11 protein-coding genes and 1 pseudogene are annotated in these 10,530 nt (G+C 62.7%); 2 read left to right on the top strand and 10 right to left on the bottom strand.

Annotated features, from left to right (window positions below):
- A pseudogene (locus GNP00_RS22830) lies at positions 1–775 on the top strand (prealbumin-like fold domain-containing protein); the annotation flags it as partial.
- A 208-nt stretch (positions 776–983) separates the two neighbouring features.
- A complete protein-coding gene (locus tag GNP00_RS22825; RefSeq protein WP_011581136.1) occupies positions 984–1,862 on the top strand; it encodes an ATP-binding protein in 879 nt (292 codons plus the stop codon).
- 52 nt (positions 1,863–1,914) lie between these two features.
- On the opposite strand, the gene GNP00_RS22820 is transcribed toward GNP00_RS22825, so the two are convergent.
- The 10 genes from GNP00_RS22820 to GNP00_RS22775 form a co-directional block, all read right to left on the bottom strand.
- Positions 1,915–3,168: a M23 family metallopeptidase gene (locus GNP00_RS22820; RefSeq protein ID WP_083764446.1), complete on the bottom strand. Its 1,254-nt coding sequence runs from the start codon at positions 3,166–3,168 to the stop codon at positions 1,915–1,917.
- A 104-nt stretch (positions 3,169–3,272) separates the two neighbouring features.
- Positions 3,273–3,923: a protein-L-isoaspartate(D-aspartate) O-methyltransferase gene (locus tag GNP00_RS22815; protein WP_011581138.1), complete on the bottom strand. Its 651-nt coding sequence runs from the start codon at positions 3,921–3,923 to the stop codon at positions 3,273–3,275.
- Positions 3,920–4,678, bottom strand: a complete 759-nt coding sequence (surE, locus tag GNP00_RS22810; protein WP_011581139.1) for a 5'/3'-nucleotidase SurE — start codon at positions 4,676–4,678, stop codon at positions 3,920–3,922. Before surE ends, GNP00_RS22815 begins: the two co-directional genes overlap by 4 nt.
- A 1-nt stretch (position 4,679) precedes the next feature.
- Positions 4,680–5,975: a serine--tRNA ligase gene (gene serS / locus GNP00_RS22805; protein WP_011581140.1), complete on the bottom strand. Its 1,296-nt coding sequence runs from the start codon at positions 5,973–5,975 to the stop codon at positions 4,680–4,682.
- A gap of 62 nt (positions 5,976–6,037) precedes the next feature.
- On the bottom strand, positions 6,038–6,904 hold the full coding sequence (gene tatC / locus GNP00_RS22800; protein ID WP_011581141.1) for a twin-arginine translocase subunit TatC: 867 nt from the start codon (positions 6,902–6,904) through the stop codon (positions 6,038–6,040).
- Positions 6,901–7,506, bottom strand: a complete 606-nt coding sequence (gene tatB, locus GNP00_RS22795; protein WP_011581142.1) for a Sec-independent protein translocase protein TatB — start codon at positions 7,504–7,506, stop codon at positions 6,901–6,903. The genes tatC and tatB overlap by 4 nt, the downstream gene beginning before the upstream one ends.
- 32 nt (positions 7,507–7,538) lie before the next feature.
- Entirely contained in the window at positions 7,539–7,754 is a 216-nt protein-coding gene (locus GNP00_RS22790; RefSeq protein WP_011581143.1) for a twin-arginine translocase TatA/TatE family subunit, read from the bottom strand.
- Positions 7,755–7,791: 37 nt separating this feature from the next.
- Positions 7,792–8,895, bottom strand: coding sequence for an ABC transporter ATP-binding protein (locus GNP00_RS22785; RefSeq protein WP_011581144.1), 1,104 nt, complete (start codon positions 8,893–8,895; stop codon positions 7,792–7,794).
- A 47-nt stretch (positions 8,896–8,942) separates the two neighbouring features.
- Positions 8,943–9,677 carry an SMC-Scp complex subunit ScpB gene (scpB, locus tag GNP00_RS22780; RefSeq protein WP_011581145.1) on the bottom strand — a complete coding sequence of 245 codons (735 nt, stop codon included), beginning with the start codon at positions 9,675–9,677 and terminating at the stop codon, positions 8,943–8,945.
- Positions 9,674–10,474, bottom strand: coding sequence for a segregation and condensation protein A (locus GNP00_RS22775; RefSeq protein ID WP_011581146.1), 801 nt, complete (start codon positions 10,472–10,474; stop codon positions 9,674–9,676). Before GNP00_RS22775 ends, scpB begins: the two co-directional genes overlap by 4 nt.
- Positions 10,475–10,530: the final 56 nt, after the last annotated feature.

Below are 10,530 nucleotides of genomic sequence, written 5' to 3'. Positions count from 1 at the left end.
GAACTATACCGGCGTCACCTTCGGCATGATCGCGCTGCCCTCCCTGCTCGAGGACACGGACGAAGTGGTGCTGCCGGGGCAGGCGGTGTTGATCAAGCACAAATACTGGGCCACCACCGTCAGCGAGGTGAACTTCGGGCTGGCCAACATCATCGGCACGCCGGACGCTTCGCTCTTTGACCCCACGCTCCACTTCGACCCCAATTGCGACGGCACGCTGGGCGGTCCTCCTCCGGCCGATTATGCCGTCACCGCGGGCGTCTCGGTCTGCGTCATCGTGCGTGTCTTTGCAAGCGACGCCGCGCCCGCCGGCGCGGAACTGCGATACGACCTTACCGCCACGACAATCCTTGTCGGCAGCACCCTGGCCAGCCTCAACCCGGCCGTGAACCACGACACGGTGAAAGTCAGCAGTTCGGGCAAGCTCGCGCTCACCAAGCGGGTCCGCAACATCACCGCCGACGGCCCGAACGCCCCCTGGCTTGAGACAAGCAACGGCTCACCGGGAGACATCCTGGAATATCAGATCATCTTCACCAATCCCGCCGGCGCTGTCGTGACGGACGTGAAGGTGGAGGACGCCACCCCCAGCTTCACGAGCCTTTCCCCGCCGGTCAGCGTGTTCCGCTCGCCCAGCGGCGCGCCCTGCCAGGTCGATGAGCCACCCAGCAACGGGACCCCCGGCTACAAGGGCCGGATCGCCTGGAGCTGCAATGGCCCCGTCCAGCCCTATGACCAAGGCGAATTCCGGTTCAGCGTCAAAATTGAAGAGTGACGACCAGGCCCCCGTCTCATCTCTATTGCGGTTTCGTCCGAAGCGCCAAGGGCGGCATTGGCAGTCCCGAAGGCCCCCGTTCATCGAATCGGCGAATGTCATTGCATTAGAGTTGGAGAGTACCATTTCGACCCTTTGAGACTTGTTATAATCCCTGTCCTGTGACAGAACCGTACCGTACGGTACTGTATTGTCAGGAATGGACCGCATGACAGAGAAAGCCTTGCAAACGCTGAGCGAAAAGCTTGATCGCTTGATCGAGGTCGTCTCGCGGCTTGCCCCCTCGCCCGCCCCTGCCCCTCGTTTCACGGATGCCGATTGCTTTGTCTGGCAGGCAGAGACCGGAACTTTGCTTCCGGTGCAGCGTGTGAACCGGGTCGACATCGGCCTGATCAAAGGGGTGGACCGTGTGCGCGATATCCTGCTCGACAACACACGCCGCTTCGCCGCTGGCCTGCCGGCCAACAATGCCCTTTTGTGGGGATCGCGGGGCATGGGCAAATCCTCGCTCGTCAAGGCGGCGCACGCCCAGATCAACCGGGATCAGCCGGCCGGCGAGGGCCGGCTGAAGCTGGTGGAAATCCACCGGGAGGACATCGAAAGCCTGCCCAGACTCATGGTTCTGCTGCGGGAGGCGCCCTACCGCTTTATCCTTTTTTGTGACGACCTTTCCTTTGACCACGACGACACCTCCTATAAGTCGCTCAAAGCTGCGCTTGAGGGCGGCGTGGAAGGCAGGCCGGACAATGTCATCCTCTATGCGACGTCGAACCGCCGACACCTTCTGCCGCGTGACATGATCGAGAACGAGCGCTCCACCGCCATCAACCCGTCGGAAGCGGTCGAGGAAAAAGTGTCCCTGTCGGATCGGTTCGGCTTGTGGCTAGGTTTCCACAAATGCTCGCAAGACGAATATCTGGAAATGATCGAGGGCTATGCGCGCTATCACGATCTGCCGGTGGACGCAGAGGCGCTGCGCGCGGAAGCGCTGGAATGGGCGACCACCCGCGGCAGCCGGTCAGGGCGGGTTGCATGGCAGTTCATTCAGGATATTGCAGGCCGCCTGGGGCGGACCTTGAAGGATTGAGCGCGGCGCTACCCGCGTCCTTTGAGGGACGCAGGTTTGGCCGACACTGTTCTCATCTCAAATAAGTCATCGGATCGACAGGGCTGGTGCCCTTGCGCACCTCGAAGTGCAGCTTGGGGCGATCAGCGTCACCCGTCATGCCGGAGCGTGCGATCTCCTGGCCGCGGCGAACCTGGTCGCCTCGCTTGACCTTCAGTTCCGAGGCGTGGCCATAGACGGTGACGAGGCCGTCCTCATGGCGAACAAGCACGGTGTTGCCGAAACCCTTCAGACCGTCGCCGGCATAAATGACGACACCGTTTTCCGCCGCGTGCACCGCCGTGCCTTCGGGAACAGCGATGTCGATGCCATCGCTTTTCTTGCCGCCGCTGCTGCCAAAACCGGCGATGACCCGGCCCTGTGCGGGCCAGCGCAGCCGGCCGACGCCGGTCGATTCTGGCGGCAATGCCGCAACTTGCGTCTGTTCGACCGCCTCGATGGCCTTGGTTTTCGATTCAGTGGGCGGCGTGTATGCCGTAACCCTCGGCTCGTCCTGTGCTTCAGGCTTCGGCGCGGCTGCAACCACCGCCGGCTCAGGCTGGGGCGCGGCGGCCACGGCTGCCGGCTTCGGGGCGGCCGGCTGCGCCGGTTTGGCGCTGGGCGCGCTGACGGTCCTCACCGGCTGCGGTTGCTGTGCGGGAGCCGAGGCGGAGACAGCGGCCCCGCTCCCAGGGATGACCAGATTCTGGCCGATTCTGATCGCGCCGTCCGAAAGGCCGTTTGCTTCCTTCAACTGGCTTACGCTCACGCCGGTCTTGCGGGCGATCCCGTAAAGCGTGTCGCCTGAATCCACCCTGTAACTGCCACCGGCGCTCGGCTCGCTGGCTCGCGTTCGGCTTGGCTGGGGAGCTTGCGGCGCCGCGGCGACCTGGCGCGGCTGCTCAACGGGCACTGCCGTCACCGGGCTTGCCGAGGACTGGGCCGCTCCAGGAGGTGGGAGCGGAGCTGAGGAAACCGAAGAGGAACGCGGCGCGGTATAAACTGGAACCCCGTAGGCTGGGGTTGCAGCAGGGGCTGGAAGCGACGAGACTTCCGATGACGGCTGCAATATGCCCCCTCCTCCGATGTCCGCCTTCGGGCGGACGATGCGGTTCTCTCCGGGATAGGGCTGATTCGCTTGCGCCATCCCTACCGGCGCGGTGGAATTCGTCGTCAATCCGTCAGTCAGATTCGCAACGCTGCAACCCGCCGCCAGAGATCCGACCAAGAAAATCGCCGCACCTCTCGCAAGCGATGTCTTGTACTTTGGCATAATTCCCTTAGGCATAAGGCTATCCGCGCAATCCCGTTGACCCAGTCCGATTAAAGCGCGTTAATCTTACCGGGCCGTTAAGCTTCGAAAATTTCACACGAGACTCTTCTCAAACGGGCTCAGAGGGCCTGCGCAATGCCCCTGATCAAAGGCTGCAGGCGCACGAACTCCAGATCAACGCGCTCGAATCTGCTGCCGATCTTAGTAAACCTGGCCATTATCTGCACATCATCGCCGGGGCCCAGAGGCGCAACCATGATCCCGCCGCTTGCGAGCAGGTCCACGAACCGCCTTGGAAGCTCTTCGAAGGCTGCCCAGACGACGATTCTGTCGAAGGGACCATCCGCCGCGCCATCAGCTCCATCTGCCTGGCGAACAAGAATATTGGAAAGGCCGCATGCCTCGTGGCGCTGCTGGGCCTGTTTGCAGAGCGTCTTGTATCGGTCGAGCGTCAATACACGTTCGGCGATGCGCGCGATGATGGCGGAGGTATAGCCCGTGCCGGTTCCGATCTCGAGAACGCGCAGGCCCGGCTTGAGATCAAGCGCGTGCAGCACAGCGCCTTGCAGATCGCACGGCTCGAAGCTTTCTCCGCATTCGATCGGAAGGGTGCGGTTGGACCAGACCCAGTTTTTCCATTCGGCGGGCACGAAACTGGCCCGCGGTGTGGCCTCCATGGCGGAGAAAAGCGCCTTGGAATCGATGCCCCGCGCGCGCATGCGCAGAATGAAAGCGGCAAAGCCCTCCCGTTCCGCCTCGCCGACCGTCATGCAAGCGCCTTCGCCAGCCGGTCGCGCACCGCATGCGCGGTAAGGTCGAGATGGAGCGGCGTGACGGAGACATAGCCATCCCGTATGGCCGCCTGATCGGTCCCCGCTCGAATTTCGGATTCCTGTCGGCCGAAACGCAGCCAGTAATAGGGAAAACCGCGTCCGTCCCGGCGTTCCTCGACAGACAGCCCGTGCACCAGTTTCCCTTGGGAGGTTACAAGCGTTCCCTTCACCGCCTCGGGTGTGCAGCGCGGGAAATTGACGTTGAGGAAGACGCCCTGCGGCAAACTTGCCCCGACAAGCTTTTTCAAAAGCGCCGGCCCGAGCACCTCCGCCGTTTCCCACTGAACGACCCGAATGTCTTCCACGAAGGAATAGCCGAGGCTAAAAGCGATGGAGCGGATGCCGAGCAAAGTGCCTTCCATCGCACCGGCCACGGTGCCGGAATAAGTCACGTCGTCGGCAAGATTGGTGCCGCTGTTGACCCCGGAAAGAATGAGATCCGGGGGCCGGTCCATCACCTTCCTCACCCCCATGATCACGCAGTCGGTCGGCGTGCCCCGCAGCGCATAATGCCGATCGTCGATCTTGCGCATGCGAAGCGGCTCGGAAAGCGACAGGGAATGCGCGAAGCCGGACTGGTCCGTTTCCGGCGCGACCACCCACACATCGTCCGAAAGCGTCCTTGCGACCCGCTCCAGGACTGCAAGACCCTCGGCGTGGATGCCGTCGTCATTGGTAAGCAGGATTCGCACGTCAGCCCCTTGCTTCGATCTTCTTCAGGCCTCCCATATAGGGTTGCAGGATTTCGGGAATACTAATGCTCCCGTCCTCGTTCTGATAATTCTCCATGACGGCGATGAGTGCACGGCCGACGGCAACGCCCGAGCCGTTCAACGTATGGACGAACCGGGCTTGCTTGTCTCCGGCCGCGCGGTAGCGCGCATTCATGCGCCGCGCCTGGAAGTCGCCGCAGACCGAGCAGGATGAAATCTCGCGATAGGTCTTCTGGCCCGGCAGCCAAACCTCGATGTCGTAGGTCTTCTGCGCGCCGAAACCCATGTCCCCGGTGCACAGCACAACGGTGCGGAAAGGCAGTCCGAGCCGTTTGAGCACTTCCTCCGCACAGGCCGTCATGCGCTCATGCTCGGCAAGCGCGCTTTCGGCGTCGGTGATCGACACCAGCTCGACCTTGTAGAACTGGTGCTGGCGCAGCATGCCACGCGTGTCGCGCCCGGCCGAACCCGCTTCCGAGCGGAAGCACGGCGTCAGCGCGGTGTAGCGCAGCGGCAGCTTTTCGCCGTCGAGGATTTCCTCGCGCACGAGATTGGTGAGCGGGACTTCGGCGGTTGGGATCATCCAGCGCCCATCGGTGGTGCGGAACAAATCCTCGTCAAACTTCGGCAGCTGTCCCGTTCCGAACAGCGCCTCATCGCGCACCAGAAGCGGCGGCTGCACCTCCGTATAGCCGTGCTCCGTCGTATGCAGGTCGAGCATGAACTGGCCGAGCGCGCGTTCGAGGCGGGCGAGCGTACCGGTTAGTACGGTGAAGCGAGCCCCTGAAAGCTTCGCTGCACGTTCGAAATCCATGAGGCCGAGCGCCTCGCCGATTTCGAAATGCTCTTTCGCCCAATTAGGCTGCCTCGCCTCTCCTACCCTGCGGATCTCCACATTATCGTTCTCGTCCGCGCCCACCGGCACGTCGTCCAGCGGAATGTTCGGGATTCGCGCGAGGAGATCGCGCAACCTGTTGTCCAGCGCGCGTTCCTGCGCCTCGCCGTCCTGGATGAAGCCCTTGAGCTCGGCCACCTCGGCCTTGAGCCGTTCTGCCTTTTCCTTGTCGCCGGCGGCCAAGGCCTTGCCAATCTCCTTGGAGGCGGCGTTCCGTTGCTCCTGCGCCTCCTGGAGTTTCGTCAGATGGGTTCGGCGCGCCTCATCGGCGGCGATCGCCTCCTCGACCGTGGATCGCGCCGCAGCCTCTTCCTGCCCACGCTTCCTCAGCGCGAGAACGAGGGCGTCTGCATTCTCGCGAATCCATCTGATGTCGAGCATGTTCCAATTCCGGGTGTCGGTTGAGCCTGCGGGCCACCCGGAAGAAGATCAAGCCGAGGGGATCAGGCCGAGCCTGCGCTCGTTCCGGCATCCGCTGGGGCGTTTTCCTCCGCCGCCTGCGCGGCTTCGGCTGCCAGCCTTTCTTCCTCGCGCTTGCGCTCCACCATCCGGGCGCTCCAGATTGAGACCTCGTAGAGAAGGATGGTCGGAAGCGCAAGACCGATCTGGCTGATCGGATCGGGCGGGGTCAGAACCGCTGCAACCACGAAAGCGATAACGATCGCCATCTTGCGCTTGTCGGCGAGCGCCTGCGAGGAAAGCAGTCCCACACGCGCCATGAGCGTCGTGACCACGGGCAACTGGAACACCAGGCCGAATGAGAGGATCAGCGTCATCACCAGACCGAGATATTCGGAGACGCGCGGCAGAAGCGAAATCTGGACCTCATTGTCCGGCCCCACCTGCTGCATGGACAGGAAGAACCACATCACCATGGGCGTGAAGAAGAAATAGACGAGCGCGGCGCCGATCAGGAACAGGATCGGCGAGGCGACCAGAAAGGGCAGGAACGCTTTCCGCTCATTGCGGTATAGCCCCGGCGCCACGAATTTATAGATCTGAGTGGCGATCATCGGAAAAGCGAGCACCAGCCCGCCGAACATCGCCAGCTTGATCTGCGTGAAGAAGAACTCCTGCGGCGCGGTGTAGATGAGGTCCACCTGCTCGGAGTTGAGGCCCGCCCAACGGGTGGCCCATTGGAACGGGATCACCAGCAGGTTGAAGATCTCGCGGGCGAAAAAGAAGCAGACGAGAAAGGCGACGAAGAACGCGCCGACTGCCCAAACCAGCCGTGAACGCAGCTCGATGAGGTGTTCGATCAGCGGCGCCGAGGATTTTTCCACCTCGTCCTCGTTGTCCTTGACACTCACGGAGCGGTTCCTGCTGTCTTTTTCCTACGCGGGGAAGGCTTCTTGGCCGGTGCGGATGCGGTGTTCTTGGTGGGAGCTTTCGCGGCGGCTGCAGCTTTGGCTTTCGGTGCTGCTTGCTTGGCGCTCGTGCCTGGGCTTGCCGCGACCGCTCCCACTTCGGCTTTCTCGGAGACCTTGGGAGCTGCCGTCTCCCCCGTGACCGGAGGCGGAGCCTCGGGCCCAAGGGAGGTAGCGCCATTTTTCAGCGGCTCGGCCGGCTTGCTGTCCGCCGCGGGCAGGCTTGAGGCGGCGGGTTTTGCCTTGGCCGCCTCGCTAAGTCCGCTGCGTATCTCTTTTCCGGCTTCCTCCAGCGGGCTCAGATGCTTTCTGATCTCCGACCGGGGATCCAGCTTTCTTACATCGTCGACGAGCCCCTTCATGTCGTCGAGCTCCGCTTCCCGCAGAGCCTCGTCGAACTGGCGTCGGAAGTCTCCCGCCATCGCCCTCATCTTGGCCGTCGTCCGGCCGAAGCTGCGCAGGACACGCGGCAGGTCTTTCGGCCCGACAACCACGATCAGCACGACCGCAATAACAAGTATTTCGGACCAGCCGAGATCGAGCATCGCCTAAATTTCCGAAGAGGTGCGGGAAGGGCCTAGGATTTGCTGGCCTTCTGCTTCACCTCGCCCACGGGCTCATCAGTGCGGTGCTCGACAGTCTTGGCCTCCTCGGCCTCGTCAGTCATTCCCTTGCGGAAATTCTTGATGCCCTTGGCCATGTCGCCCATCAGTTCGGGGATTTTGCCGCGGCCGAAAAGAAGCAGCACCACCACCAGGACGATGAGCCAGTGCCAGATTGAGAAGGAACCCATGACAGATCTCTTTACGTTTAGAGGTTCGTTACCTGATTTATGCGCTTTTTCGTCGCGTTTCAAACACTAGTACGTCGCTTCGGCGCACATTCATCCAGACGTCGCGGACACCGGGCGGAAGCTGCCCTGCCCTCACCCGTGCCAGCACATGCTCTTCCGCCCCTGGAACGGCAAGCTCCAAAAGCTCCACAACGCCGAGAAAACGGCGTGAAATGACCCTTCCCTCGATTTCCCCGCCAGTTTCGGCCACGTCGAAACCGGAGAGACGGATGGCCACAGTCACGGAGTCACCCTCCTTATGGCCGGGTGCGGCAAATTGGCCGACCGGCGTATCGGCCCGGCCATTCGCCACGCGGGCATCGAACAGATTGAGCTCCGAGAAGAAGCCCGCCGCGAAAAGATCCGCTGGTCTGAGATAAAGCTCCTCCGCCGTTCCCACCTGCACCAGCCGTCCGCCTTTCAAAAGCGCGATGCGGTCGCCCATGCGCATCGCCTCTTCCGCATCATGCGTGACGACGATCGCCGTTGCCCGGCTTTGCCGCAGGATCGAGAGCGTTTCGGCCCTCACCGTATCCTTTAGTCTTGAATCGAGGCCGGAAAAGGGCTCGTCCATCAACAAGACGGCGGGCCGTGGCGCGAGCGCCCTGGCCAAAGCCACGCGTTGCTGCTCGCCCCCTGAAAGAAGATGCGGATATGCCGACGCATAGCGTTCGAGCCCCACACGCCGGAGCGCGATCAATGCCTCGCGCGAGGCCTCTTCGCGTGAAAGCGCGGTCAGCCCGAAACGCACATTGTCCAGAATGGTGAGATGGGGAAAAAGCGCGAAATCCTGGAAGACCAGGCCGATGGAGCGCTTTTCCGGCGGCAGGAAGACATCGGGCCCCGCGATTTCGCGGTCGTTCAGGAGAACACGCCCGGAGGTCTGCGCCTCGATGCCTGCAGCAATCCGCAGAAGCGTTGTCTTGCCGGAACCTGACGGTCCCAGGAGGCAAAGCACTTCGCCGGGCTCGGCGACCAGCGAAACGCGATCGAGCGTCGTTTGCCCGGCGGCAAAGCGATGCGTGACCGCCTCGAACGCAAGCCGAGCGGCAAAAGTGACGCCTGCGGTAACCCGCGCTGGCTTTTCCAGGGCTTCGCTCATTCTGGCCGCGTTCCCGCTTCCGTTGGTGCCAGGCTCATGGCCAGCGGTCAATCACCCTCGACGCGCGGTGTCAACAGGCCGAGTTCTTCAAGATCGATATCCGTCAGCGGGTCCTCGTCCTCGCTCAGCATGTCCGGGTCCGAGGGCGGCTGGGGCACGGAGAAATTGGCCGGCATGCGCGAGGAGAGGAGGCCTGCTCCCTTGAGTTCTTCGATACCGGGTAGGTCGCGCAACTCCTCGAGCCCGAAATGATCGAGGAATTCGAGAGTCGTTCCATAGGTTACCGGCCTCCCCGGCGCGCGCCGGCGGCCTCGCATCCTAACCCAGCCGGTCTCGAGCAAGAGGTCGAGCGTGCCCTTGGAGGTCTCCACGCCGCGGATCTCCTCGATCTCCGCGCGTGTTACCGGCTGATGGTAGGCGATCACGGAAAGCATCTCCAGCGCGGCGCGCGAAAGCTTCTTCTGCTGCACCGCGTCGCGGCTCATCAGGAACGCAAGATCGCCCGCCGTCCGGAATGCCCACGAATCCTCCACCCGGACGAGATTGACGCCGCGTCTTTCGTAATCCCCCTTCAGCTCTTCCATGATGGCGCGAATGTCCACCCCGTCGGGCAGCCGATCCGAAAGGCTTTTGAATGAAACCGGAGCCGCGCTGGCGAAGACCAGGGCCTCGGCCATTCGCTTCGCCTCGGCAAAGGCCACGCTCGAAGGTCCGACGCCTTCAGGCGAAGGCGCCTGCTCGTCCTCCTCGGCGAACGGAATGACATTGGAAGATTCGGTCATGAAGCTGCCTCAGTCTGCTCAAGGCCTTTCGTGCCGCGCCGCATGTAAATCGGCGCGAAGGGCTCCTGCTGCCTGATTTCCAGCGCTCCCTCGCGGACCAGCTCCAGCGAGGCGGCAAAGGTGCTGGCGATGGCCGTTGCCCGCTCCTCCGGCCCGGTGAGATACCGGATGAGAAAGCGGTCGAGCGCCGTCCAGTCCGGAAGGTCCCCCATAAGGCGGGTGAGAACCTCTCGCGCCTGCTTGAGTGACCAGACCCCCCTCTTGGCAATCTGCACATTGGTTATTGCGCGCCGCTGCCTTTGGCCCGCATAGGCGGTGAGCAGATCGTAGAGGGTCGCGGTATAGGCGTTTTTCTTCTCCACCACGACATGCTCCGGCATGCCGCGCGCGAAAACGTCTCGCCCGAGCCTGTTCCGGTTTACGAGCCGCGCAGCGGCATCCCGGATCGCCTCCAGCCGCTTCAAGCGGAATTGCAGGAGAGCTGCCATTTCCTCACCGGTGGGTTCGCCATCGGTACGCTGCTTCGGGATCAGGAGCCGCGATTTGAGATAGGCAAGCCAGGCCGCCATCACGAGATAGTCGGCAGCAAGCTCCAGCCGCATCTGGCGCACCTGGTCGATGAACCGCAGATATTGCTCGGCAAGCGCAAGGACGGAAATGCGGGCGAGATCGACCTTCTGGTTGCGCGCGAGGTGAAGCAGCAGGTCGAGCGGACCTTCGAAACCTTCCACATCGACAGCAAGCACCGGCTCGGAGACGCCGTGTCCGGCTGTCTCCTCGGCCCACAGCTTGTCCATGGGGATGGGCTTTCCCGTCTTTGCCGTCGCTTGTCCCTGGTCCGCCAAACTGGTTC

Source organism: Chelativorans multitrophicus (assembly GCF_011317445.1).
Classification (GTDB): domain Bacteria; phylum Pseudomonadota; class Alphaproteobacteria; order Rhizobiales; family Rhizobiaceae; genus Chelativorans; species Chelativorans multitrophicus.
Note: the sequence above shows the minus strand (reverse complement) of the source record. Positions and strands in the feature narration are given on the sequence as shown.

Excerpts from the sequence above, each read along its gene's own strand:
- GNP00_RS22825 (WP_011581136.1), top strand. The coding sequence starts at position 984 with ATGACAGAGAAAGCCTTGCAAACGCTGAGCGAAAAGCTTGATCGCTTG.
- GNP00_RS22820 (WP_083764446.1), bottom strand. The coding sequence starts at position 3,168 with ATGCCTAAGGGAATTATGCCAAAGTACAAGACATCGCTTGCGAGAGGT.
- GNP00_RS22815 (WP_011581138.1), bottom strand. The coding sequence starts at position 3,923 with ATGACGGTCGGCGAGGCGGAACGGGAGGGCTTTGCCGCTTTCATTCTG.
- serS (WP_011581140.1), bottom strand. The coding sequence starts at position 5,975 with ATGCTCGACATCAGATGGATTCGCGAGAATGCAGACGCCCTCGTTCTC.
- tatB (WP_011581142.1), bottom strand. The coding sequence starts at position 7,506 with ATGCTCGATCTCGGCTGGTCCGAAATACTTGTTATTGCGGTCGTGCTG.
- GNP00_RS22790 (WP_011581143.1), bottom strand. The coding sequence starts at position 7,754 with ATGGGTTCCTTCTCAATCTGGCACTGGCTCATCGTCCTGGTGGTGGTG.
- GNP00_RS22785 (WP_011581144.1), bottom strand. The coding sequence starts at position 8,895 with ATGAGCGAAGCCCTGGAAAAGCCAGCGCGGGTTACCGCAGGCGTCACT.
- scpB (WP_011581145.1), bottom strand. The coding sequence starts at position 9,677 with ATGACCGAATCTTCCAATGTCATTCCGTTCGCCGAGGAGGACGAGCAG.
- GNP00_RS22775 (WP_011581146.1), bottom strand. The coding sequence starts at position 10,474 with ATGGACAAGCTGTGGGCCGAGGAGACAGCCGGACACGGCGTCTCCGAG.